General features: G+C 66.6%; 24 protein-coding genes and 2 pseudogenes. 17 read left to right on the top strand and 9 right to left on the bottom strand.

Features of this window, described 5'->3' with window-relative positions:
• Positions 1-8: 8 nt before the first annotated feature.
• Together DFR74_RS29495 and DFR74_RS29500 are read right to left on the bottom strand one after the other, a co-directional pair.
• On the bottom strand, positions 9-944 hold the full coding sequence (locus DFR74_RS29495; protein WP_084537811.1) for an SUMF1/EgtB/PvdO family nonheme iron enzyme: 936 nt from the start codon (positions 942-944) through the stop codon (positions 9-11).
• Positions 945-1,010: 66 nt separating this feature from the next.
• Complete coding sequence (locus DFR74_RS29500; protein WP_043737908.1) at positions 1,011-1,790, bottom strand: aminotransferase class IV family protein; 780 nt, start codon at positions 1,788-1,790, stop codon at positions 1,011-1,013.
• A 200-nt stretch (positions 1,791-1,990) separates the two neighbouring features.
• Here DFR74_RS29500 and DFR74_RS35660 point away from each other — a divergent pair, with 200 nt between their 5' ends.
• The 15 genes and pseudogenes from DFR74_RS35660 (at position 1,991) to DFR74_RS29555 (ending at position 16,162) form a co-directional block, all read left to right on the top strand.
• A complete protein-coding gene (locus DFR74_RS35660; protein WP_043737910.1) occupies positions 1,991-2,194 on the top strand; it encodes a hypothetical protein in 204 nt (67 codons plus the stop codon).
• Positions 2,195-2,200: 6 nt separating this feature from the next.
• Positions 2,201-2,482 (top strand): hypothetical protein, encoded by a 282-nt coding sequence (locus tag DFR74_RS36315; protein WP_068048176.1) that lies wholly within the window; start codon positions 2,201-2,203, stop codon positions 2,480-2,482.
• Positions 2,451-3,428 (top strand): nucleoside hydrolase, encoded by a 978-nt coding sequence (locus DFR74_RS29505; RefSeq protein WP_054814844.1) that lies wholly within the window; start codon positions 2,451-2,453, stop codon positions 3,426-3,428. The genes DFR74_RS36315 and DFR74_RS29505 overlap by 32 nt, the downstream gene beginning before the upstream one ends.
• A 153-nt stretch (positions 3,429-3,581) precedes the next feature.
• A complete protein-coding gene (locus DFR74_RS29510; protein ID WP_170160819.1) occupies positions 3,582-4,478 on the top strand; it encodes an SAM-dependent methyltransferase in 897 nt (298 codons plus the stop codon).
• 92 nt (positions 4,479-4,570) lie between these two features.
• A pseudogene (locus DFR74_RS38125) lies at positions 4,571-5,113 on the top strand (D-sedoheptulose-7-phosphate isomerase); the annotation flags it as partial.
• 105 nt (positions 5,114-5,218) lie between these two features.
• Positions 5,219-6,043, top strand: a pseudogene (locus DFR74_RS38130) (bifunctional heptose 7-phosphate kinase/heptose 1-phosphate adenyltransferase); the annotation flags it as partial.
• Between the two features lie 117 nt (positions 6,044-6,160).
• Positions 6,161-6,574, top strand: coding sequence for an adenylyltransferase/cytidyltransferase family protein (locus DFR74_RS38135; protein ID WP_371852373.1), 414 nt, complete (start codon positions 6,161-6,163; stop codon positions 6,572-6,574).
• A complete protein-coding gene (locus DFR74_RS29520) occupies positions 6,571-7,548 on the top strand; it encodes an NAD-dependent epimerase/dehydratase family protein (RefSeq protein WP_067510746.1) in 978 nt (325 codons plus the stop codon). The genes DFR74_RS38135 and DFR74_RS29520 overlap by 4 nt, the downstream gene beginning before the upstream one ends.
• Before the next feature lie 14 nt (positions 7,549-7,562).
• The gene (locus DFR74_RS29525) at positions 7,563-8,672 is read left to right on the top strand and encodes a hypothetical protein (protein ID WP_138456835.1); all 1,110 of its coding nucleotides are present in this window, start codon (positions 7,563-7,565) and stop codon (positions 8,670-8,672) included.
• Between the two features lie 152 nt (positions 8,673-8,824).
• Positions 8,825-9,949, top strand: coding sequence for a cytochrome P450 (locus tag DFR74_RS29530; RefSeq protein WP_138456836.1), 1,125 nt, complete (start codon positions 8,825-8,827; stop codon positions 9,947-9,949).
• Positions 9,946-11,220: a PLP-dependent aminotransferase family protein gene (locus DFR74_RS29535; RefSeq protein WP_051047262.1), complete on the top strand. Its 1,275-nt coding sequence runs from the start codon at positions 9,946-9,948 to the stop codon at positions 11,218-11,220. The genes DFR74_RS29530 and DFR74_RS29535 overlap by 4 nt, the downstream gene beginning before the upstream one ends.
• A complete protein-coding gene (locus tag DFR74_RS29540; protein ID WP_043736645.1) occupies positions 11,217-12,368 on the top strand; it encodes a glycosyltransferase family 9 protein in 1,152 nt (383 codons plus the stop codon). The genes DFR74_RS29535 and DFR74_RS29540 overlap by 4 nt, the downstream gene beginning before the upstream one ends.
• Positions 12,369-12,372: 4 nt before the next feature.
• Positions 12,373-14,097, top strand: coding sequence for a carbamoyltransferase family protein (locus DFR74_RS29545; RefSeq protein WP_170160820.1), 1,725 nt, complete (start codon positions 12,373-12,375; stop codon positions 14,095-14,097).
• Entirely contained in the window at positions 14,094-15,464 is a 1,371-nt protein-coding gene (locus DFR74_RS29550) for a GDSL-type esterase/lipase family protein (RefSeq protein ID WP_051047264.1), read from the top strand. The genes DFR74_RS29545 and DFR74_RS29550 overlap by 4 nt, the downstream gene beginning before the upstream one ends.
• Positions 15,461-16,162, top strand: coding sequence for an HAD family hydrolase (locus tag DFR74_RS29555; RefSeq protein ID WP_043736648.1), 702 nt, complete (start codon positions 15,461-15,463; stop codon positions 16,160-16,162). Before DFR74_RS29550 ends, DFR74_RS29555 begins: the two co-directional genes overlap by 4 nt.
• A gap of 156 nt (positions 16,163-16,318) precedes the next feature.
• On the opposite strand, the gene DFR74_RS29560 is transcribed toward DFR74_RS29555, so the two are convergent.
• Complete coding sequence (locus DFR74_RS29560; protein ID WP_043736650.1) at positions 16,319-16,678, bottom strand: hypothetical protein; 360 nt, start codon at positions 16,676-16,678, stop codon at positions 16,319-16,321.
• A gap of 237 nt (positions 16,679-16,915) precedes the next feature.
• A complete protein-coding gene (locus DFR74_RS29565) occupies positions 16,916-17,419 on the bottom strand; it encodes an HIT family protein (protein WP_043736653.1) in 504 nt (167 codons plus the stop codon).
• Between the two features lie 112 nt (positions 17,420-17,531).
• On the opposite strand from DFR74_RS29565, the gene DFR74_RS29570 reads away from it, so the two are divergent.
• Together DFR74_RS29570 and DFR74_RS29575 are read left to right on the top strand one after the other, a co-directional pair.
• The gene (locus DFR74_RS29570; RefSeq protein WP_067510743.1) at positions 17,532-18,305 is read left to right on the top strand and encodes a class I SAM-dependent methyltransferase; all 774 of its coding nucleotides are present in this window, start codon (positions 17,532-17,534) and stop codon (positions 18,303-18,305) included.
• An 86-nt stretch (positions 18,306-18,391) separates the two neighbouring features.
• Complete coding sequence (locus DFR74_RS29575; protein WP_157227590.1) at positions 18,392-19,303, top strand: dihydrodipicolinate synthase family protein; 912 nt, start codon at positions 18,392-18,394, stop codon at positions 19,301-19,303.
• A 12-nt stretch (positions 19,304-19,315) separates the two neighbouring features.
• Here the strand turns inward: DFR74_RS29575 and DFR74_RS29580 are convergent, their stop codons facing one another.
• From DFR74_RS29580 to DFR74_RS36320, 5 genes are all read right to left on the bottom strand, one after another.
• Entirely contained in the window at positions 19,316-19,927 is a 612-nt protein-coding gene (locus DFR74_RS29580; RefSeq protein ID WP_051047265.1) for an AAA family ATPase, read from the bottom strand.
• 55 nt (positions 19,928-19,982) lie between these two features.
• On the bottom strand, positions 19,983-21,485 hold the full coding sequence (gene sbcD, locus DFR74_RS29585; RefSeq protein WP_113975353.1) for an exonuclease subunit SbcD: 1,503 nt from the start codon (positions 21,483-21,485) through the stop codon (positions 19,983-19,985).
• A gap of 126 nt (positions 21,486-21,611) precedes the next feature.
• Positions 21,612-23,087 carry a hypothetical protein gene (locus DFR74_RS29590; RefSeq protein WP_043736662.1) on the bottom strand — a complete coding sequence of 492 codons (1,476 nt, stop codon included), beginning with the start codon at positions 23,085-23,087 and terminating at the stop codon, positions 21,612-21,614.
• Between the two features lie 401 nt (positions 23,088-23,488).
• On the bottom strand, positions 23,489-23,962 hold the full coding sequence (locus DFR74_RS29595) for a helix-turn-helix domain-containing protein (protein ID WP_198161766.1): 474 nt from the start codon (positions 23,960-23,962) through the stop codon (positions 23,489-23,491).
• Positions 23,963-24,249: 287 nt separating this feature from the next.
• Positions 24,250-24,870 carry a hypothetical protein gene (locus DFR74_RS36320; RefSeq protein ID WP_157115844.1) on the bottom strand — a complete coding sequence of 207 codons (621 nt, stop codon included), beginning with the start codon at positions 24,868-24,870 and terminating at the stop codon, positions 24,250-24,252.
• Positions 24,871-25,064 lie beyond the last annotated feature (194 nt).

The raw sequence follows: 25,064 nt of genomic DNA on the forward strand, positions 1-25,064 counted from the left end.
AGTATCCGCTATCGGTCGACTTGGTCCGCCTCGTTCGCGAGGCCGGTTGCGACACATCGGAATCCGGTGTCGTCGTCGAGCATCGAATGCGCGGCGTCGTTGAATGCCGACGGTTCGCCTCGGTCGAAGGGGCTGGTGAAGGCACTGCCTTTGAGTTCGTACCGGCCGCTGGTGGTTTCGGTGGCGGTCCATTCCCAGGTGTTGCCGACGAGGTCGTATACACCGAATGGACTGACACCGCTGGCGTAGGTCGCGACAGGGGTTGTCGTGCCAGGGCCGGAACCGCGAATATTGCATTTGGCTGGGGTCGGTTGGTTTCCCCAGGGCCAGACGTTGCCGCGGGTACCTCGAGCAGCTTTCTCCCACTGCTGGCTGGTCGGCAGGGACTTCTGGGCCCATCGGGCATAGGTGGCGGCGTCGTCCCGGCTCACCCAGACCACCGGGTGATCGGCGATCTCACGGGCCGGAGCCGGACCGCCCCAGTGGTGGGGTGCGGAATACCCTTGGGCCGCCACAAATCTCGCGTAATCCGCGTTGGTGGTCGGGAAGACATCGATCCAGTACCCAGCCACCCATACGGGTTGGTCCTGTGGCCCCGCGAGGTAGATCCCTTCGGGAATCCAGGTCATGAGCTTGCCGTCAGCGGGATGGCGGGTGTCGGTGCGTTGCTCAGGTACGTCGGTATCGCGGGCGTCGCTGAGGACGGCCGGGGATATCGCTTCGACGAACCGGGTCAGTTCGTCGCTGCCCAGCCGCGCCAGGATGGTGTCGAGTGCTGCTTGGTTGACCGGGCGGGGGCGGATGTTCTTGCCGCCGGCCTCCCAGCGGGAGATCAGCCGAGGATTGACGCCGATGTGTGCGGCGAATTCGGTGATACTCATTCGCCGTGCGTCTCGCAGTGCGCGCGCTTCGGCGCCGGTCCAGCTGCGGACCACGATGCCCATCGCCTGTGTGCTCCCTTCCCCGAGCGGTGGGTTCCGAGCCTAGTCACAATAGTGGCGCAAAGCAGGTCAGATGCGTTGCGGGGGAATGGATTCGTACTCTGTCCGGAGCCTGGCGATCATCTCATGGTCGACGGGCAGGTCGACGTTGTCGATGCGGGCGATGGCGCGAACGCCGACCGCTGCGTTGGTCGCGACCGCGCCGTCGACATGCGGCAGTTCGGCCAGCGTGATGGGTTTGACGACGACGTCCTCATCGAGGGTCTGGCTGAGCAGGCGCATCGTGATGCCGGGAAGTACCTCGGCCTGCGGCCAGATCAGCTGGCCATCGGAGATCACACCGATATTGGAGGTCGCGATCTCGGTGATGGTCCCATCGGCCAGGGTGAACAGGACGTCATCAGCGCCATCGCGTTGCGCGAGGCGACGCTGGTAGAGACTGCCGAACAACCCGACATGCTTGGTTTTGGGCAGGTCGCGGGTGTAGACGGCCGACCGCAAAGTCAGCGGGGCCTGCGGGACGGCGGGAGCCTCCCGCGAGGTGACGAGGATCTGCGGGTCGGCGTCGGCTCCAGGTTTGCCGAGCCCGAGGTGCGGGTCGAACACAGTGACGCGAACAACCACCGGAGACGCCGTGTCCGGCAGCGCGTGACGGATGAGTTCGCGTACCCGGTCGGGGTCGAGCTCGGTGTCGAACACGGTGCGGCAGTCGCGGATGAGTCGGTCCATGTGCTGGCTGAGTCCGCGAACAGCGTGGTTCTCGACCCGCATGGACGTGAAGTGCCCGTACCCGACCAAACCCAATGCAGCGAGATCGGACTCGGTGATTGGCGACCCGTTGAGTTCCATGGGGCCAGTCTGTCATCGACCGGCCTGCCTGGAAGCAGCGCTGGGTGCTCAACGTCAGCGAAACGTCAGTGCAACGCCGTGAAGCGACAGTTCCGGCCAAGCGCCCGCACACCGATTCTGAGGTTCATGGAAACCACCGAGGGCAGGGCCGGGTTCGGTGCCCGGCCAGGCCGCTCGATACATGCGCAAGGGGTTCAGTGATGACCGACGATCTGCCGCAGCGTAATCCAGGAGCGACGTTGCCCACGCATTTCGAGCGGCTGGGCGAGGCGCTGGCAACGGTCATCGTCGCCCGAGACGAGTCCGGCGGCCCGCTAGCGCGGTCGTTCTCGTGCGACGAGGCGACGATGCGACGGGTCGCTGAGCAATTACCGCTATGGACCGGCGACCCTGCGGCCGATTGATCCGCCATGGAGCGCCGCCTGGTCGTTGACTTCGACATCCCGGGAGTGCCGGTACAGCACTACCGAGCAGAGCGGTGTGCCGCAGAGGCATTCGCCGCCGAAGCAACACGACAGGGACTGGCGCGTGTGACGGTCGACGATCTGGCGACCGACGAGATGAAACAACTTCCGTACCAGCGGCTTTTCCTACCCAGCAGAAGGGACGACCACACTGATGGACTCGATACGAGCACCGATGCGGCCTGGCATGCGGCCGATGGACCGCATGCCCGCCATTATCTGCACTGATGTCGGGCACGACCCGGACGATTTGCTGGCGCTCATCCTCGCTGCGGCGGCGCTGCCGCTGCGGCTGGTGGTGACCAGTGACGAATTCGGCGGCGGTCAACGCGCAAGGCTGGCGCGGTTCCTGCTGAACTTGTGCGGGCGAACCGGGGTCGTGGTGGTCGCCGGCGCGGAAATCGAGGGCGCGCAAGCGCGATGGGTGTGCGACGGTCTGGTGCCCGCCGGATTCCCGCCAGTCTCGGCGCCGGTGACCGGGTCGGTAATCGACGCCGTGCGCGCGGTGCTGGGCGAGACCGGGCGTGCGGCGTGGATCGGTCAGGGACCGATGAGCAACCTGGCCCACCTCTACGCCGACGCACCGGGGTTGGCGCGGCGGCTGACGATCATGCAGATGGGCGGCGGCTTCGCCCATCTGTACAGACGGCCCGATCGTGCCTCGCACAACCTGCGCATGGACCCCGCAAGCGCCCGGACGGTGCTGACCGCGCCCGATCTGGACGTAGCCTTGGTGACCTCCGATGTCACCTTCACCCCCGAGACCGCGATCGACGCGGACAGCGAGGTGTATCAGCTGCTCGCGGCGGCCAACGCGCCGAAGTGGGCGAAACTCGTCGCTGCGGGCTACGACCGATGGTTCGCCGGGGAACGTTCCGCGTCGATGGCGGCCGACCCGCTGACCGTGACCGCTGCGGCCGGGATGGGCTTCGTCGAGTTCGCCACCCATCACGTGACGGTGGCGCCGGACGCGCGCATGTACGACAACCCCGACGGTGTGGCCCTGTCCATGTCGGTGGCGGCGGACTATGCGGCGTTTCGGGCGTGGGTCACCACGGTGGTGCAGCATGCTCTCGAGGTCGGGATGCGATACGACCCCGCCTTGATCGGGCATAAGCCGGGGAACACCCGACCCGTGGCCACCGGGCACGCCATGCCGATCGGTACCCGGTAATGGCCGACAGCCTGGTGCGAGGGCACCTGAACCCGGCCACCTTGACACACACCCAATCCAATATCGGCGACTGCTTCGCCGACCCCGGCGCACTGACCTACGGCCAGGCCCTGCATGCCCAGACGCTGCACCAGTACTGCTCACCGAGCTGCGGTGTCCGCAACCGAATCGATGAACAGCTCGGGACTGCGGCCAGTGAAATCGGAGAGGCGAGCTCAGATGACTAGTCCCCGTCGCGCAGACAATGAGGCGATCGTGCTCGATCCGTCTCAGGCACACAGCGGACGCATTCACGACGTCCTGTTGGGTGCGGGCAAAGACGCCTATCTGGTGGACCTCGAGGCCGGTCACAAGCTGATCACCCACTCCCGCGCCTTTCTGGTCGCGGCCCGCGCGACACGTTTGTGGCTGCTGCGGGCCGTGCGGTACCTGGCAAGTGAACAGCTGGTACGGCAGTTCGTCGAACTCGGCAGCGGCTACCCATGCTCGCCGAACCTGCACGAGGTAGCCCGCAACTGCGCGCCGACCGCACGCATGGTCTACGTCGATCACGACCCGGTGGTCGCCGCCCACGGCCGAGTATTTCTCGCCGACGAACAAACTGAATTCGTCCACGCCGATCTGAGCGACACCGACGCCCTCGTCACCGAGATCACCGCTGCCATGGATCCGAGCGAGCCGATCGCGGTGTGTCTGTCGTTCGTCGCCGAATTCCTGCCCGACCCGGGCATGGTCGTGGACGCGGTCACGACCATGCTGCCGAGCGGCTCGTTCCTGGCACTCAGCCATATCACACGTGACGCTGATCCCGGCCCCGTCGACCGCGCGGCCGATATCTACACCGGATTCGGCATCGAATTCCGTTCTCGCAGTCGCGACGAGGTCGCGGCACTGCTGGCCGGCTATGACCTCGTCGAACCTGGGCTGGTTGCGCCACACCGTTGGTGGTCACCCCACGACGTCGACCAGCGTCGTGCCCGCAACCTCGGCTGGGAGCCGCCGCAGGCCGACGACCTGTGTTGCCGCGCCGCCGTCGGGCGACTGCGATGACGAGGTGAGCCCCGGCGAACGCCAACCCAAATGAGCATCAAATGTGCTGATGGACAAGGAGATCCGTAACCATGATCGAGGCGGGGAGACAGATGAACGAATCCGGCGCGGATCGCGTCGCGAAGTTGTCCGAAGCCCTGGAACGCACCGATCTGGACAAGGTCCGGTCGTGGGGCCAGATGGTAGCCAGCCGACTACGGCGCGGCGGGCGAGTGCTAGCCGTCGGAAATGGTGGAAGCGCCGCGCAGGCGCAGCACCTGGTTGCTGAGTTGGTGGGCCGGTTCGAGACGGAGCGCAACCCACTCGCTGCGCTCGCGCTCACCACTGACTCCGCGGTGGTGACTGCGATCGGCAACGACTACGGCTTCGACCAGTTGTATGCCCGGCAGGTCCGTGCACACGGTCGGGAGGGCGATGTGTTGATCGCGATTTCCACTTCCGGGTGCAGCACGAACGTGATCGCTGCCGCCACAGAGGCGAACGAGCTAGGGATGCTCACCTTCGCCTTGACCGGTCCCGCTGACAGCGTATTGGCGCGAGTATGCGACGAGGTGGTGTCAGTCGATTCGTCGGCGACCTCAACCATTCAAGAATGCCACCTTCTGATCGCGCACGAACTGTGTGCGGCGGTCGATGCGGCTTTGGCATCCGCCCCGTCGACGTCGCAGCCGACCGAAGCAGAGACCGCCGAGTCCGTCCCGCCGCCGACGGTTGAGCACGCTCGGCGCCTGGTGATTGTCGGTGACGTGCTGGCCGACTGTGACTGGTGCGGTGAGGTCACGCGGGTATCGCCGGAAGCGCCAGTGCCGGTGCTCAGCGCGGTGTCACGGCAGTGGCGACCAGGCGGGGCAGGCTTGGCCGCGATCCTTGCCGCCCACGATGGCTGCGAGGTCACGCTGGTGACCGCGATCGGCGCCGACGAGCCCGGCCTGCGGATTCTCAGCGACCTCACCGAGGCGGGGGTGTCGGTGATCGATCTGGGCATCGAGGCGCCGACCCCGGTGAAGATCCGGATGCGGGCACGCGGACAGACCCTGGTCATGGTCGACGACTCCGATCCGGCGGTGCCGGTGGGCGATCCGCCCCCAGAGGTCGCGCACGCCCTTGTCGAGGCACAAGGCGTACTCGTCGCCGACTACGGGCGCGGGGTAGCCGCCCAACCACGACTGCGAGTACTGCTGGCCACCGTGGCGCGGCGTGTGCCGGTGGTGTGGGATCCCCATCGTCACGGCCCGGCACCGACCGACGGGGTGAGCGTCATCGTCCCGAATGCGGAGGAAGCCGATCTGCTCACCGCCGAGGACGGAGCGGCCGGCGACCTCGACAGCGATGTCCGCCGGGCGCGCAGCCTTCGATCACGATGGCGATGCCAGTACGCGGTGGTCACCCGAGGCGCCGATGGCGCTGTCCTGGTCGGTGCCGACACCGATCCCGCGCACGTATTCCCGGCCCCACGCCGGGAGCAAGGCGATACCTGCGGGGCGGGTGATCGGTTCGCCGTGAGGCTGCTCGGTGAACTGATCGGTAATCGCACAATGTCGACAGCTGTGCAACGCGCCGTCACAGCGGCGGCCGACTACGTCGCCGGGCAACGCGCTACGGCGGGCAACCACCCGCGACCGGATGGCGCGGGTGACGGGTTCGCTGTGGCCGATCGGGTGCACGCAGCCGGTGGCCGGGTGGTGGCCACCGGCGGCTGTTTCGATGTGCTGCACGACGGGCACCGACAGCTGCTGGAGGCCGCTCGCGCCATGGGCGACTGCTTGATCGTGCTGCTCAACAGCGACGCGTCGGTGGCCAATTTGAAGGGACCGAACCGGCCGCTGGTACCGCAAGCGCAGCGGGCGGCGATGCTGACAGCATTCTCCTTCGTCGACGCGGTGCTGGTGTTCGACGAGGACACCCCGGCTGCGCTGTTGGAAAGGTTGCGTCCGCATGTGTGGGTCAAAGGCGGCGACTACGGAGCGACCGAACTACCCGAAACGGCCGTGGTGCAACGTCATGGCGGCCAAGTTGTCGTCGGCCCGTACCTGGAAGGGGTGTCGACGAGCGAGCTGATCGAACGCGCTGTCGCCGGGCGGGTGATGCAGCCATGACCCGCTCCGTGCTGGTCACCGGGACGGCCGGGTTCATCGGCGGGCATGTTGCCACCGGTCTGCATGCGGCCGGGTGGACGGTGACCGGAGTCGACCAGAATCCCGCGGCTACGGCGTGGCCGTGGGAATCGATCACCGTGGACGCTGCCGACCCAGCTGTGCTGGCTCGGATCGCTGGAGGGGAGTTCGCGGTGGTCGTGCACCAGGCAGCGGTCAGCGACACCCTCGCCGCAGATGACGAGCGGTTGCGGTGGGCCAACGCCACGGTGCCGCTGCGGCTGGCTCGCGCATGCACCGACTCCGGGACACGACTGGTGTATGCCTCCTCGGGCAGCGTGTACGGCGTGGTGCCGCACGGGGCGTCGTCCCGCGAATCCGACACCGAGGATCGTGGGCGCTGCTCGGGCCCCCTGAATTGTTACGCGAAATCCAAACTCGTCCTGGATCAGTCGATGCTGCGCCGCGCGGCGGTGTTCGGCCTGGATTGCGTGGGGTTGCGCTACACGAACGTCTTCGGTCCCGGCGAGGAATCCAAAAGCTCGATGGCCTCGATTCTGTGGCAGATCGTCACGGCCGTGGCGGCGCGGCGGCCGGTCCGGTTGTTCGACGACACCTTGACCGCCGCGCGGGACTACCTGCCGGTGCAGGTGCTGGTGTCGACGCTGGTGCGGCTGCTCGATACCCCGCAGGTCGCAGGCGTCTACAACCTCGGTTCCGGGACCGCGATCCGGTTCGAGACCTTGCTGGGCTGGTGTACGGAGTGGGCGGGCGCACCGGTGCCGCTGGTGGGGGTGCCGAACCCGATCCGTGACTGCTACCAGTACTGGACGTGCGCCGATATGCGGCGACTGCGCGCCGCGTTGCCTGGCCTGGAGCCGGTGGACACCGAGGTGATCCACCGGTACGCCCGCGACCTGTTCGACCACGCCCGCGCCGAAACCTTCGGCGTCGGCGAGCTTGTGAAGTCCCTGTGATCGGAGGAAACGCAATGTCTACCAGCACAACCGGCGTGCTCGCTGGCGAGAAGGCGCTACGCCACCGGCTCACGGCCTTGTCGCGGTCGCTGCGCGAGGTGACCGCGGTCGAGCACCTCCAAGAGCCGCGGTACATCAGCTACGACACCGTCCGCGATGCCGACGGCACCACCTACGGCCGCAAGAAGGCGATCCTGATGTCGGGCGGCTGTTCGGTGCCGACCTGCACCATGTGTCCGTTCACCAACTACAACAACTTCGGCCTGCACGGCGCGAACCCCCGGGGCTTGCGCGAGCAGGTCGCCACGCTGCTGGCACGCACCGATGACGAGCCGGACTACGACATGCTCGCCCTCTACAACGACGGGTCGTTCTTCGCCCGCCGCGAGGTACCGGCCGAGGTCCAGCTCGATATCGCCCGCCGCGTCGCGGTCACTGGTGTGCGCCGCCTGGTCGTCGAAAGCCTGCCCCAATTCCTCACGCCCGAGACCCTGGCACCTTTCGTCGAGGCCCTCGGCGATGTCGAGCTCGAGGTGGGAATCGGGTTGCAATCGGCCGACCGGCTGGTCCGCGAAACCCTGGTCAACACCCGAATCACCCGTGAGTCGTTCGAAGACGCGGTGGCGTTGATGCAGGCACACCACGTAATTCCCAAGGTGTACCTGATGATCAAGCCCCCGTTCCTCACCGACGGCGAGGCCATCACCGACGTGATCTCCTCCACCGAGTACGTGGCCTCGCTCGGCATCGGCGGAGTCACCGTGTGCCCGACGAGGCTGGCACCGAACACCGTGGCGTGGTGGCTCTACCAACGCGGGCACTACCAGGCGCCGAACCTGTGGACCGTCGTCGACGCCGTGCGCGGCGCGCACGCCAAAGCGGCGGTGCGGGTGGCCTGTATCAACATGCGCGGCACAGACTTCGACTCGGTGTACCCGGACTCCTGCGAGCGCTGCGCGAACGGCATCGTCGACGGGCTGGTGTCCTACAGCGTCACCGGTGACCTCGCCGATTTGCCCGTCACCTGCGACTGCCGGCCTGACATACGAGCGGTCGACCTCGACCATGACGCGATCCTTGCCCGCACCGCGGCATCCCTCGACGTCGGCGAGGCCACCCCGTGAAACCGCCACCTACCATCGCCGAACCACCACCAGGGTCGCACCTGCCGCAGATTCTGGCTGCTGCGCACGCTCGGCATGGCCCCGTCTTTGGTGTCGGCTCAACGACGGGGCCGCCGACGGTGTTCTGCATCGGGCCGGACTCGGTGCGGGAGATGTTCGACCAGGAACGCGCAGGCACGCTGAGGGTGTACAACACTGCGGCGGTGCAGGCGCTGTTCCGCAGAGCGGTGTTCACCCTCCACGGTGCCGAACACCTGCGGGCGCGCAGTTTCCTGTCGACCGGGTTGCGCCACGGTGCGGTCACCGCCTACCTGCCGACAATCGGCGCTATTGCGCACCGCCATGTCGCCCAATGGGCCACCCTGCCGACCATCGAGCTCTATCAGGCGGCGCGCGACTACACGATGGCAGTGTGCCTGGCCGCGATCATCGGCCTGGCCGTCGACGACCCCATCGCACAGCGGGTGCCGGACCTGTTCGACCGATTCGTCGCCGGAACCGAACTCCCACCGACCCGCACGACCGGCAGCGACCCGGCATACGCCGCCGCACTCGCCGCCGCCGAGGAACTGCGCGCCCTGCTCGAATCGCCCGCAGTGCGCATAGAGGGCAGGGCCGAGTCGGTGACCTCGAAGCTGGTCGCCGCCGGTCACGCCCCGGGCGGAAGCTTGGCTGATCATCTGCTGGCCCTGCTGATCGCCGCGCGAGAAACCACCGCCAGCCTGGTTACCTGGTTGCTGGTCGAGTGCGCGCTCGACGACCAGCTCGCCACCGCGCTCACCGCTGAAGCCCGCAGTCTGGTCGAGAACCCGTTGCAGGTGCTCCAGCACGGCGCTATCCCGCAGTTGCGGCACGTGCTGACCGAGTGCACCCGAGTCCATACACCCAACACGATCGCGACCCGGCGGGCCACTACGCCGGTGACGCTCGGCGGCTATCTGGTCCCAGCAGGCTGGCACGTCGCCTACAGCGCTCCCGTCACCCACCTTCTACCGCAGGAATATCCGGACCCGGAAGCGTTTTGCCCGCAACGCTTTCGCAGTGCCGAGGGCAGGCGCCGCGCCGCGGGGCTGCTCGCGTTCGGACGCGGCCCGCACGCCTGTGCAGGTCGCGGGTTCGCCGAGGCCACGACACTGTTGCTGGCGGCGGCTGTGCTGGCCGAACACTGGATCGACCTGCCGGCCCGACGACCAGAGGTCGGCCGATTCCAGCCGGTCCGGGCGCCAGCGGGGCCGGTCGAAGCCCGCATACGCACAAGGGAGGTGGCTGGCCGGTGAACATCGACGACATCGTCGACCGGCTCGCCCGGTTCGAAACCGCGACAGCAGCCCGGCTTCATCTGATCGCCAGCGAGAACCAGATGCCCGCCGACGCCCGGCTGCCGTATGTGAGCGCTGCCGCCGTCCGCTACTGCTTCGGCAGCGCCGAGGACACGCACTGGGCGTGGCCTGGACGCGACGAACTCGCCGAGCTGGAATCGGTAGCGGCCCACGCCATCGGAGAACTCCTCGGCGCCCAGCATGTGAACACCAAACCCGTCTCGGGATTGTCGGCGATGACGGTGGCGCTCTCGGCGCTGGCCGGGCCGGCACACACCGTGCTCAGCCTCGCCGAAGCCGATGGCGGTCACGGCTCGACACAGTTCGTCGCACACAGGTTCGGGTTGAACTGGCAGCCCCTGCCCGTCGACCCAGCCACTATGGGCGTCGACCTCGAGCTGCTGGCCTCCCAGGCCCGCCGGACCAGCGGGCCCGTGCTGGTGTACCTCGACTCGTTCATGGCGTTGTTCCCCCATGACATCGCCGGCATCCGGGCCGCGGTCGGCGAGGACGCGGTGATCCATTACGACGGCTCGCACACCCTCGGCCTGATCGCGGGCGGCGCGTTCCAGAACCCCCTAACCGAAGGCGCCGACAGCCTCGGTGGCAGCGTCCACAAGACCTGGCCCGGTCCGGTCGGCAAGGGCATCGTGGCCACCAACGATCCGAACCTCGCCCACCAGATCGACACCCACGCCGCCGGATGGATATCGCACCATCACCCCGCCGACGTCGCCGCGCTGGCGATCTCGACGGCATGGATGACCGCCCATGCCACCCACTACGCGACCGCGACCGTCACCCACGCCCGCCGCCTGGCTTACGCCCTCGCTGCAGAGGGGTTCACCGTGTGCGCGGCCGACCACGGATACACCCGATCACACCAGGTGTGGATCGACATCGCTCCCACGTGCCCGGCTGATACTGCCTCACGGCTGCTGTATGAGGCCAGGATCGTCGTCAACGCCATCCCGTTGCCCTACCTGCCCGAGCCCGGCCTGCGGCTGGGAGCACAGGAACTGACCTTCGCCGGTCTCGACGCCGCGGGTTTCGACGAACTCGCCGCGCTCATGGCGCGCGTACTCATCCACCGCGATCACCCTGAACAGGTCGCCCGCAACGTCGCAGACCTGCGCATCCGCTACGGCATCGGCGACGCCGCTGCGGCCGACCATACGGCGCAGGAGGTGCTGCGCCGAGCGTGGCGGCAGGAAGAGAGGACTTCATGAACGCCACTGATCTGCCACTGACCACCAGCGACTTCTTCTGGCGACCCGACTGTCGTCATTTCATCGGCGGCCTGCCGTGCAAGCACTGGCGTCCTTGCCCAGGGTGCACACTGTATGACCCGGTGACCCACCGCATCCTGATCGTGATGCTCAAACGGATGGGCGACATGCTCATCGCCTCCCCACTACCGGCCCGCATCAAAGCCGAACACCCCGGCGCACACATCACCTGGCTCGTCGGCGCCGAATCCGCCCCCATCGTGGAGATGATCCCGCACGTCGACCGCGTCCTGACCTGGGAGACCGAGACCGCCCACACAGTGCTCGCCGAACACTACGACGCCGTCTACAGCTTCGAACGCCACCCCGCCGTGGCCGGGCTCGTGCCCCGGATCAGCGCCGAGCACCACGCCGGCCTCGCCTACGGCGGCGAGAACAACAGCCTCTATCCGATCGGCACAGCGGCCCGGCACTTCTTCGCCATGAACACCTGGAACGACTTCCGCACCAGCGGAAACAGTAAGACGTGGACCGAGCTGTACTTCGAGGTCGCCGGCTACATCTACACCGGCGAGCCCTACCAGCTGTCGGTGCCGGACGCGGCCAAAGCCCGCGTCGCCGCGCGGCTAGGTACCAGCGGCGGCTGGGTCTGCCTTAACGTCGGCGGCTCCAAGACGACCAAGCTGTGGCCCACCGGTCACTGGGCCGACCTCGGGCGGCGACTGCTCGGCGACGGGCACCGGCTGGTCATCACCGGCGGCCCCGCCGACGCCCGCACCTGCCACCAGCTGTTACGAGAACTGGACACCGGAGTGGGCCGAGTGCGTCACGACGCCATGACCCTGCAGGAATTCGCCGCGGTCCCGGACTTCTGCGACGCGATGGTGACCGGCGACAGCCTCGGATTCCACCTCGCCCTCGCCTACGACCTGCCGGTGGTGCTGCTCCTGGGCCCGAGCAACGGCGCCGAAGTCATCCCCAAACACGCCGACAATGTCACCGCGCTGCGGTCGACTCTGCCGTGCTCCCCGTGCGCACACCGGGTCACCTGCGGCGGGATCGGCGGCTGCATGGACACCATCACGGTCGCCGACGTCCATGGCGCGGTCCGCAACTCACTGTCCACAGCCGCCGTGCGGGAGGGCTGACCGCGTGGGATACGTGCTCGGGCTCGGCGGCCCCTACCATCACGACGCCTCCGCCTGCCTCGTCGCCGACGGCCAACCCGTCGCGTTCGCCGAAGAGGAACGGTTCTCCCGAATCAAGCATCACCGCGATTCCCGCTCGGCCGCCTCCTCGGCCGCATGGTGCCTGGCCCAGGCCGGAATCCGGTGCGGTGATATCGACGAGATCGCGGTGGCCTGGAACCCGTACTGGCCGAACCCCGCCGATGAGATCACCGACCCAGACCTAATCGCTGAACTCCTCGGACCGCTCGGCACCGGCCCGGAAAGACCACGTCGACTGACCATCGTCGGCCACCACCTCGCCCATGCCGCCAGCGCCTTCTACCCCGCAGGTGTCGCCGACGCCGCGGTCATCGTGGTCGACGGCTCCGGCGACGGTGTCTCCACCAGCATCCATCACGGAACCCGAGCCGGTCTGCGATGCCTGCGAACCTTCCCGTTCACACAATCACTGGGCTGGTTCTACCAATTCGCCACCGAACACGCCGGGCTCGGCGACTGGACCCACGCAGGCAAACTGATGGGCCTGGCCGCCTACGGAAAACCGACCATCGACCTGAACTTCCTGCACCCCACCCGCGACGGCTACCACCTCGACCTCACCCCCTACGGCCTCGCACCCGAGGCCGACCACACCGCCGGCTACACCGACCTCACCTACTACCGAGCCCTGCGCCACGCCTACCGCAAGGTATTCACCGACGCCGGAATCCCGCGCCAAGCACCAAGATCGGACGACGCCCACCAAAGCCTCGCCGCCGACCTCGCAGCATCGGCCCAATTCCTGCTGCAACGCTGCCTGATCAGCGTCGTCTCCACCGCTCTGGAGGAAACCGGCGCGACCGCGCTGTGTCTGGCCGGCGGTGTTGGGCTCAACTGCACCACCAACGGCATCCTCGCCCGCACCCCCGACACCGACACCTTGTTCGTGCAACCGGCCGCCGGTGATGCCGGATGCGCTCTCGGCGCAGCCCTGGAAGTCGCGCACCGCCGCGGTGACCACACAGTGCCCGGTCCTCGCCAAGCACACGCCTTCTTGGGTCCGGCCTACGACAACCACGCCATCGAGACCGCCCTGCACGATGCCGGCGCGAACTTCACCACCCCACCCGATATCGCCGCGACCGCCGCCCGCCTGATAGCCGAGGGCAAGGTCATCGGCTGGCACCAGGGCCGCGCCGAAGCCGGTCCACGGGCACTCGGTGCCCGCAGCATCCTCGCCGACCCCCGCACCACCAGACTGCGCGACCGCATCAACCGCGACATCAAACACCGCGAACTCTGGCGGCCCCTCGCACCGAGCATGCTCGACCCGACCGGCTGGACCACCACACCCGACGGCCCGGCAGAATTCATGATCGTCGCCCACGAGGCCACACCCCGAGCACGCCAACAGATCCCCGGCGTCGTCCACGCCGACGGCACACTGCGCCCACAACACGTCGACCCCGCACACCAACCGGAATACGCCCGACTCCTGCACGCCCTCGAAGCCGAGACCGGGATCGGCGTCGTATTGAACACCAGCTACAACGGCCCCGGCGAACCGATCGTCGACACCCCAGCCGACGCACTCGCCAGCGGCGCCCGACTCGGCCTGGACGCCCTCGTGATCGGCGACTACCTCGTCACCACACCACCATCGGCACCCACCCATCAACAGCACCGACCACCGAGAAAAGGATCATGACCAGCGTGACCGACACCGACTCGATTGCCCTCACAGACCGAGTCCGCGCCCGCTACGGCGACGCGGTACACATCGGCGCCGACTGCGACATCGCCGACGACGTCGACTTCGTCGTCGACACCGACGCCACCATCACCATCGGTGACCGTGTCAGCATTCGCCGCGGCACGACCCTGCAAGCCAACACCGGCGGACACATCACCATCGGCGACGACACCGCCCTCGGCGAGAACGTCGTCCTGTCCGCCATGACCCGCATCCACATCGGACGCGGCGCAGGAATCTCCAACATGGTCGACATCCACGACCACAACCACCGCGCCCGCACCCCCGACACCCTCACCCCGGGTGAGCCCATCACCCCGTGGGCCAGCGGATTCGACACCGCTCCAGTCACCATCGAGCCCGGCGCGATCGTCGCGAACAAAGTCTCGATCACCGCCGGCGTCACCATCGGCCAAAACGCCCGCATCGGCGCCAACGCCGTCGTCACCGCATCCGTGCCGCCGAACACCACCGCCGTCGGCGCGCCCGCCCGCGTCACCGCCCGCCACCCCGGACCCCTCGACCCCGAACACCCCCGACCCCAACTGCGGATCGGCTGGTTCGGAACATCCCTGATGGAACACTACGAAGCCCACAACCCCCGCCTCGCAGTCCAAGCCGATCTCCCCGAGATCGGCGAACAGATCACGGTCACCGAATGGCGCAAACGCGGCTACGTCCATGTCCTGACCACCGGATGGTCCACCCGCTACCCATGGATCACCTTCACCACCGACAACCACGGCGAAGGAGGAGCAACCAGCCGCGACGTCCTGACCAACCTCCGAGCCGCAGTCGACGCCGGCGGCCGATGGGACCTCGCCGTCCTCGGAGTCGGCCTCAACGACGTCTGGCGACACCACCAAGGCCGGATGAGCGAAGCAGTCGGCATCGGCGAATACGACACCAACATCCGCACCGCCCTCGGGCTCCTCAGCGCCTGCGCCCGCCGGATCGTCGTGATCGGTGAACCCCCGATCGGCTGGGACCCCACCATCGACGTCGCCGCCGCCAACGGCGATCTGACCGAATACAACCAGCGCGCCCGCCGCGCCGCCGCCGACCACGACGCGGTCTTCGTCGACATCTGGGACGACATCACCTATGTCGCCACCTGCTTCGGATGGTCACCCGCCACCCCCACGGCCCCAGCCGCCGAAGCACCCAGCGTGTGGGCCGACGGAGTGCACCTCTCCGAACAAGGCGACGAAACCGTTCGACACATCACCGACCAAGCCATCACCGCCCACCGAGTCCTCGATGGCCTGCTCACCCTCGACAGGCTCGACCGCGCGACCGCGGCTCGGGAATACGCCCAGTGACCCTCGCCCACCCGGCGATCAAGACCATCGCAGACGTTATGCGAAGTGCGGACCCTCCTCGCGTCGTCTTCTGCGATTGGCACGGAGTGCTGTGCCGGAAACCGTTCTGGCACAGCATTACCGACGATCCGGATCACTCCCTTTACGCTGTTCTGAATCGAGAACTGGACCGGCTGTTCACGACAGGCAATCGGGAGGGCCGCGAATGGATGTGCGGAAAGCGCAGCTCCCGCGACATCCTCACCAACCTCGCTGCCACGCACTCGGGCCTCGATGTTGACCAGCTCCTGACGCAACTCGCACACGACATCGCCCACATGCCCGTAAACCAGTCGCTTCTCCGAGCACTGCGTGACGCCCGGTACCACTCGACCGTTGTCCTGGCGACCGACAATATCGACGCGTTCACCAGCACCTTTCACGCCGTCACGTCCAGTCATAACGAACAACCATCAGGCACGGAGACGCTGAAAGAGGCTGCCGCCGTATTCGACGACATCATCAGCTCGAGCGACACCGGCGTACTGAAATCCGAAGACCCTGAAGCCTTCTTCGGCTCCTGGCTGACCACCGCAGGGCTCTCCTTCGGCGAGGCGCTTCTGATCGACGACCGCGCCGACAACTGCGCGGCATTCGAACGATGCGGCGGTGCCGCCATCGAATGGACCCGATATCGGCTGGAAGAGCTGTCCGCCTGAACGAGCCACCGTAGACCTGCTGCCAAATGCAAACCGGAGCGTTCAACCGAGCAGCAGCAAGAACACGAAGCATCAGAAGAGAGCCGACGACCGATGGCCGGTGGATTGATCGGCCACCGGTCGAAGCCCTCTGATTTCTGTGTGGCAGGCCAGCCCCTACTTCAGCGCTTGCAGGGCGGTATGTACCTCAGCGACCTCGTCGAGCAGCATGTCGAGACGGTCGAGCAGGTCCGCCCGCCGTTGATGGGTGCTCACAACAGGCAGTTCCGAAGCCTCGCTGGTGCCGACTTCGGAGCGGTCGAGCGGCTGGTCCGTCGCCGGGGTCGTGCCCTGGTCTTCTCCGAAGATTGTGCTGCATAGTTGGCGGACACGTTCTTCGTCGTTGCGGGAGAAGCGCCACGCTTCACCATCCGAGGTGGGTGTGCCACCGAGTTCGTCCGCCGCGTCGTGGAAACGGCGGTCGTATGGTGCCTCGACTTCGACCTCGGACCCGACCGAGATGATTACACTTTGCATTGCGGAGCCCTTTCTCCGTACCTGCCCCGGTCTGGTGTTGGCCCACCAGCCGGGGCGTCTCAATTCTGGCGGATACGACGCTATATGTGCGCCCGGAGACCATCAATAGGTAATTCAGCGAAAAGATTTCCACAGCAATATTTTTCGCGAGTCCATCGGAAAACAATTTAGGGATTGGTCCTACACTTGGCGGTTACTCAGCTACCTGCGGATATGAATTCTTCGACGCATGGTGGTTCAGTTCGTGCCGTCGGCAGCCAAGGCGGCGCGGATGAGGCCGGCGAGTTCGACTGCCTGCTCCAGAGACCAGGACAGTATTCCGTTTTCCGCCATCAGGGCATGGAATTGCTGTTCGCGGTAGGGCACTCCAGGTGGTAGGGCGGCAACGTGCCAGTGGAGGTGAGCGTTGCCCTGTTGGCTGCCGAGACTGGCGATATATAGCCGTTCGGTGGGGACCACCGTTTGCAGTGCTCTCCCAACGCGGCGAACCATTCTCATCAGTCGCAGATATTCGTCTTCGTCCAGGTCGTCAACCACATGCTCATGGTGATGTTTCGGCGAAACGAGCACGTAGCCGGGCAGGGTCGGATACCGGGACAGGAACGCGATGTTCTCATCGTCCTCAGCAACGATCTGCTCAAGCTTCGAGTCGTGCTGTCCCGCGACGATGGCGCAGATGAAGCACGGTTTCGAGCGAACCCGCCGTTCATAGTCGTCGATGTCGAACGAGATGCGTTCCATGACAACGATTCTGCGCCGATCCTGCTCACGAAGGCGCCGGAACGGCACGATAATTACGCGGCGCGGTGCCGCCTGATCGGGGTGGTCGCGGTGAGCAGAAGGAGCTGAATCAATGATGTTCGACGACAAGTTGGGCGAGTTCCAGCAATGGCAGGCCAGCCCATGGGGCAGGCTGCGGTACACGGTGGCGATGGCGAACCTTGTCCGGCACCTGCCCGCCGAGCGAGGACTGGAGATCCTCGATGTCGGTGGTGGCAATGGTGTGGAAGCGGTTGAACTCGCTCGACGCGGACACCACGTCACCATCGCCGACCCCTCACCCCAGTCCCTCGCCGAAGCGAACACGATCGCCTCCGAGCGTGGCGTCCGCGACCACATCACCACATACCCGGCCGATATCGACTCCCTCGGCGCCACGCTGGGCACCGACGGCTTCGATGTCGTGCTACTGCATAACGTGCTTCAGTACCTTCCGGAGAGGGAACGCACCGCAACCATGCTGGCGGACCAGCTTCGGCCGGCTGGGGTGCTGTCGCTGATAGCACCCAACGCTGACACCGACCCACTGCTGAGTGCGGTGCGTGGCCTGGATCTGGACGAAGCACTGTGGCTGCTGGATAGCCCCACCCGGTACAGCGGCGCGTACGACACCAGAACTCACGCCTGCTATGCCGACCGGGTCGCGGCGGACCTGCGCACGGCGGAGCTGAGCGTTATCGGGAGGTACGGCATCCGCTGTGTCTGCGACCTCATCGTCGACGACTCCCGCAAGTCCGACCCGGATTTCTACAGCAAGCTCGAGCGGCTGGAACTCACCTTGTCCCACCGCGCTCCGTACACCCATACCGCACGGTTCTTCCACCTCATCGCACCCCGCGCACAGTAGATGCTCCGCACGGCGTACGTCCCGAGGCGTTCGCCGAGCCTCTCGTCCGCACGATGCGCTGCGGAGAGCGTGGGAGGCTGGGGGCCGTGACCGAATCCTTCTCCTGTCCGATTGTCGCTACGGTAACGCCGTACCAACGTGGCGGTCACCTGGATCTTTCGGCGTTGAGCGACTATCTGGATCTGATTGGGGCTGCGGGTGTCGAGACGGTCCTGGTCAACGGAACCACCGGGGAATTCGCCAGTCTGACGGTGCGCGAGCGGATCCAGGTCGCCGAGCACTGCCGAAGCAGGTGGAGCGGTGTCCTGGTCGTGCACGTGGGTGCATGCGCGGTCGGTGATGCCGTGGAATTGGCGCGCCACGCCAGCGACTTCGCCGATGCGCTGGCGGTGATGAACCCGTTCTTCTTCGCCGAGGCTGCCGAAACCGGGATCGGGGCCTACTTCCGCGCAGTGTTGCCGCACTGCCTGCGCCCGACACTGCTGTACAACTTCCCACGCCACACCCAGGCACCAATCCCACCGCGGCTCGCCGCGCAGCTGGCCGGAGAGTTTCCGCAGCTGACCGGGATCAAAGACTCCGGGAAGGACCGCTCATTGACCTACGAGTATCAGCAGATCGGCCCCGACTTCCGGGTGTATCTCGGTGACGACCGGATCGGGGCCCGGATCGCGGAGATCGGGGCGGCCGGGGTGGTCACCGGCGCCGGAGGGCCGGTCGCGGAGCTGCCGGTAGCGGTCGCAGCGGCGGTGGCGGCCGGTGACATCGAGCGTGCCCAGGCCCGGCAACACGAATTCGACCGCTACACCGACGCCCGTAAACGACTACCCATCAGCGATGTCGCCTTCGCCAAAGCCGCGGTGTCGACCCGGCTGCCCGGGTTCCCGACCCTAGTCCGGCCACCGCTGACCTCAGCATCACCCGAACATGCGCGAGAGATCCACACGGTCATGAGATCGATACTTCCGCTACTCCACCGTGACAACCCGGCGTACTGATCAGAATCCGGTTCAGTTTTCGATCACGAGATCGCACACTGTGCGGGCCAGTTCCCGAACTCCGGAATCGAGAACACCGGACCGATACCCAGTCCAGTCCGCCAACTTGGGTGCGTCGCGGGCAGAACCCCGTGCGATCATCCGCTGTCGAACCTGTTCGGTGGGCGAGTCTATCCACACGGTCACGACCGGCAGGTCCGCCTCAGCTTCGGTGTGCTGTCGCATGAAAACTCCCAACGGAAGTCCTGCGGCGCCTGCCGCACGCATGGTCGACAGGAACGGTGCGTCCAGCACCACCGGGTGGTGGGTGGCCACGGTCAGGCCGGTACGGATGAGGCTGTCGTAGATGCCCGGCGCAACGACCTCGCGGTAGGTGTCGGAATCGCGATCGAACGGATCGCCGGTCAGCCGCGTCATTACCGACTCCTCCAACGCCGGTGCGAGTGTGTCCTTGTCCAACACGACCGCGCCCATCCCCGCGGCGAGCCACCGCGCGGCCGAGGACTTGCCTGATGCGGGGAATCCGCAAATCACCATCGCACCAGTGCTCCGGATCGGTGCCGCCGCCTGGTCGAGCTGCTCGCAGACCAGGGCGGCCAGGGACGTCGACTGCTGTTCTTTCATCACCGATGGACTCCATCACACTTGCTTGCGCTGGCGAATTCAAGCCGCGTGCTGGTCACGTTGCGGGAACCGGTGTGCGTGCGCGGTGGGCGCGAACACGGCATTTGCCGGAGCAGTACAGTGCTGGTCTGCCACCGCGGCGCTGTTTCAGTGGCGCCGCGCACCCCGGTGCGGCGCAGATCCCAAGACGGTTCGGGCGACCTTCGGCAAGGCCGGGCCGTTCGGCCGGCGTCGGCGGTAGGGTGTGGCAGCCGTCCCGGTGTACTGGCCACTGGCTTTCGGTGCGCCACAGCTGGCGGTGGGTGCCGTGGTCGTCGACCTCGTAGGGTTGATAGCCGAGCCGAGCCAGTTCGGCGGCGTCGAGTCCGCGTTCGCGATGGAAGGTGTTGATGGTCGAGGCGCCGATGGCGCTGCGAATCTGGAAGCAGGGGCGTCCAGGGTGCGCGCCGCAGCGTAGGCACGGCTGGTCCATTTCGCCGTAGAACCCGCGCCAAAGCTCGCCGGTCACAGGCATGCTTGTGGCGAGGGACGCGTGTGGTTCGGCTTCATCAGGATGAAGTGGAGTCACGCTCGCGGTGACGGGATCGACCCATTCCGCGCGAACCAGGAACGGGAACCGCCTGCGTAGCTGCTTCCATGCCCCGGATGGCCGAAAGGCGTCTGTCAGCGTTGCGTGCACGTAGTCCAGCGACCGCGTGGCGGCCGTGAGCTCGGTGAGGGTGCCTTCGACCCGGACCAGTCCAGACGGCATGAGTAGAGGGACTTCGGTGGTCGAGGTCAGCCCGTCTGCGCCGAGGTCGATCATGCAGACCGATTTCGGCGGGTCGAAATCGATGGGCCGCGGGCCGAAGTCGTAGACATAGGGCAGAGGCGAGCCCGAGTAGCGGACCGCGCGGGAGACCGCGTGCGGCCAGTGTAGGTCACCGAGCGCGACATAGTCGATTCCGGCGAACACCTCGACCGGGACCGTGTGACGGCTACCGACCCGCAACCGTTCCGGACCGCGTTCGGTGGGGTCGGCCACTGGAACATGACCGACCACCACCGAACGCGCTTCCGGACGGCCCGCCAGGTCCGCACGCACTCGCGTCATCGCGGTAAGCCAGCGATCGGCGTGCGACCGGCCCGCACCACAACCGAGCGCGGATCCAGTGAACTGCAGACATGGAACCCCGTACACCGCGACAGACCCGTGCTCGTCGTCGAACAACACCGGCCTGCCGATGCCGGCCACGCTGGTCACCAAGTGCAACCCGCCTGCGGCAGAGAACACTGCTCCGGCTCCCAGACGGATCGGTGAGTCATGGTTACCTGCTATTATCAGCAGCTGCGCGCCAGCAGCTCGGATCGCGGCGAACGCGTCCTGACACACAGCAACCTCGGCCTCAGATGGATCGGTTCTGTCGTATATATCGCCAGCGACGACCACGAGATCGACTTCCCACTCCTCTACGAGTGCTGGGATCTCCCCGACGAGTATGACCCGCTGAGCGGCCAGCAAGGGCATGCCACGCATCCGGAACCCGATATGCCAGTCGGACGTGTGCAGGATCCGCATGCGCGACAGGATATTCCGCGCCACTGACAACTCTCGCGGACCGGGGTCACAGTGCCCAGGGGTACCCGCAAGGAGTTCCAGCGGTGGGCCTTCGTGCGGCAGGCGCCGGCCGTTTCGCTGCTCCGATTACCAGCCGAAGTAGCTGCGGATGAGCAATTCGTCCGGGCGTGGCTCGGGTATATGGAGGTCTTTTGGCGCGCATCCGAGGAGTGGGTGGGCGTCTGCGGTGGGGTCGGTGGGGTGGTGGAACAGGATCAATTCGATCACTGTGTCGACGTAGGCGAGCGCCGTGGTCATCAAGGTGACCGCGAAGGTGGCCAAGTCGCCGACGGTCGTCGGTTCGGCCGACAGGACCGTGGTGCTGGCCTTCCAGACGCCGAGTTTGGCGACCTGTTGCTGGGTGAGTTTCACGTCGTCGAGCAGGTCGAGGTTTACGGCGATGGTGGTAGCGCTGCCGTATCCACGGCTCGGTACCGGCCCAGTCGGCAGTACGGCCTCATGGATGTAGTTGCGCAGTGTCGAGGTGATGTAGGCGTAGGTTCTGTATTCGACGATCCGGTCCACGATCTCACCGGCGGCGTATTTCTCGACGATGTGGCTGGTGATTAGGGGCAGAGAGTGCAGGCTCTTGGGTTCGTTCCTCTTCGGTCCCCGGCCGTCGTGCAGCCGTCTGAACAGTCGGCCGAATGTGTCGAATACTGCGGTCAGGTAGAGCAGTTCGCGGTCGAATGCCTCGCTGACCCGCTCGGTGGTATCGGCGGTAGGTGTGTGCGGCCCGTTGTGGGTCGACAGTGCGGCCAGCAACTCGTCGAGCGCGCGCAGCGCGCGCTGGGCCCGTGCCGAGATCGAGCCGAGGTCGGAGACGACATCGGTGTGCCTGCCCATCAGGGCGGCCACCATCAGGTGGCGAAGATGCGGGATGTGGCTCTCGATCCCGATGTGGTAGACCCCGCTGACCGATCCGGCGCGCAGATCGTCGTAGACGATGACGCCCGTTCGGTTGTACCGCAGGCTCAGGTTTCCCGTCATGCGCAGATAGTGACCGAATATCGGTAGCAGGTCGGGAGGGGTGATCATGGCGGCGATATCGTTGTCGGCGACTTCGGGTCGGCCCGCGGTCGGCGCCTCGGTCACCACAACGTCTAGCCCGAGTTTGAGGGCCACGGCCGCCAGCGCTGCGGCGCGGTAGCGGTCTTCCTCGGTGAGGTCGGATTCTGCCGACTGTAGGGCGTCGAGGTTGGCGTAGACGCCGAAGAACGGGCACCAGCCGCCGAAGGTCTGCTCGCCTGCGGTGTAGGTGGTCACCCAGACCTGCGACGCGTCGGCGATCTTTTCCAGTTCGCCGAAGCTGTGATAGTCCACGACATGCACGATCGCGCAATCGAGGCGCTGCCTCCACGGTTCGGTCAGATCGTCGTGTTGCTCGCCGAATACGAGGAACGCGGGCTCGATTTCCGGGCGCCGTCGCAGCACCGATACGAAGTCGGCGATATCGGGCGGCTCGGCCCCCAGGGTCGACAGATCCAGGCCGACTCGCAGCGGGCCGCGTCGCCGGGACGAGTGGATACAACGGCCGATGCTCGCCATGTGGTGCACGGACATACCTCATGAAGCGATGCTCCGGCGCGTCGTGGGGCAGTACCAGCCCCTCAGTGCCGGTCACGCCGAAAGTCTCTCCCGCCACGGCAGTCCGGCGCTACATCTGTTTCGATGACAGCGCCCGGTGTAGCGGGTCGGCCTGGTGGTGGTTCGGCCAGCCGCCTGTTCTGGTTTCTCGTCGGCGGTCGCCGTGCTCCGGCGGGGCCCGGCGGCCGTCGAACCAGCCGCGGACGGCGATGAATCGGAGCTGGCCGGGCCGTCCGCGTCTCATTCGATAAAGCCCGGCTCCATCGGCCGATGGCATCTCTACCCCAGGGGCTCATCGCCACGATCCGCCACCGACCGGTCATCCGGGCCGCAGTCTCGGAACACCTCTCCTTACGAGGCGATAGCGTAGCCACCGATTACACTCGCGCTCTCCCATGAGGATCCCGCGTGGGTATTCCGCGCCGACGAAGTGCCGTCAGGACGGTGGTGTGGTTGACGTCGAGATGGTTGCCGACCCGGGCGAGTGACCAGCCGAGCTTGTAGAGATGGATGGCGGTGTCGACCTGGTCGGGGGACAGCCCGCGGCGGCGCATCGGTACCTCGTGTCGGTGGAGGATATTGCTGACTGTGCGCCGTTCGATACCGAATCGGGCAGCCAGTTCATACACGGTTGCTCCGGCCTGGTAGCCGGTGATCAGCTCCGCGACTTCATCGGCGTCGAGTTGCCGTGCCCGCCGGGGTCTGATTCTCACCACAGGCGGTGGGGCCGATGTTGTGGGGTCGGGTAGCTTCTGGATCAGGTTTTCCAGGGCTTCCGCCTGCGTTTCAGGGCTTCTACCTGCGCTTTTAGGGTTGTAGTAAGGTCCCCCAAGGTCCACTTCACGAAACACCGCCCGACCAGCGCAAAGGCCGGGCGGTGTTTTCGTTTTTCAGGAGCGTCCCCTACTGAGCTGCCCACACTCGCCTGCACGTCCTGGTCGAGAGCGGCGGCAACCGACTCGAAGTCGCGCGGGGGTCGGTTGCCGGCGAGAGCCGGGCCGGGACCGACCCTTCCGAGTGCTCCGTGATTCCGTGAGTGTCCTCAGCTTCGGCGGATCGGCTGGGCTCGCACGCGCAAAGGGTTCGGGCGCACCATAGTTATGGTGCGCCCGAACCCTTTGATTCCGCAGTGTGCAGGTCAGAGCACGCGGGGCACGCTCGAGGGAAAGGCCCAGCCGACAGCGGCCCCGATACCTGCACCGGCGGCGGCGCCAGCCGTGGCGCCCGCGGTAGCTCCGGCGGCGCCGCCGACGACCAAGCCGATACCGCCGCCGATGATGACGCCCGCCGGGACGGTCGCGACGACAGTGGGAGCGCCGACCACGGTCAAGGCAGGCGAAAGCCCGATGAGGCCGCCTAGTGCCGCTCCCGCGGCCATGCCCGCGACACCGCCGCCGATCGCACCGACTGCCGTGCCGACGCCGGCGCCGATCGCGGCCGCGTTATCGATCGCCGCGCGCCCGCCGTCCTGGTAGGCCGGAACCTGCTGATCCTGCTCGCTGACCGGTGCGGCGGCGGCCGGTGCGGCCGCGGCTGCCACCGGCGCCACATCCATCGACTGGGCAATGGCGGCCGCTGCGTCGGTGGCGGCCGGAGGTAGCACGGTGGTTGCGATCTGCGGGCTCGTCACGGCATCGGCGATCGCGATGGGCTGGGCGGCCGCTGGAGCCGTGTACGCGATCTGGTCAGGGGTTGTGATCGAATCGGGCGGAGTCGCGGATGCGACGCCGACCGAGGTGACCGCGGTGGCCAGTGGCACCGCGACCGCGGTTGACCACATGCCAGTAGTTGCCTTGGCGTGACGTGCCCTCATCAATAATCCCTCATCAGCAGTACTTGGGCGAGCGGAGCGCTCCTGGCCTTGAGTACCGTCCAAAGGTGAATGCGCCGTGAACGGCAGGAGTCCTTACTCTGCCTGCGGGTGCCCATCGGAGCGTACGCGCAGGTGAGTTC

Origin of the sequence: Nocardia puris, assembly GCF_003315035.1 — a bacterium.
GTDB lineage: Bacteria > Actinomycetota > Actinomycetes > Mycobacteriales > Mycobacteriaceae > Nocardia > Nocardia puris.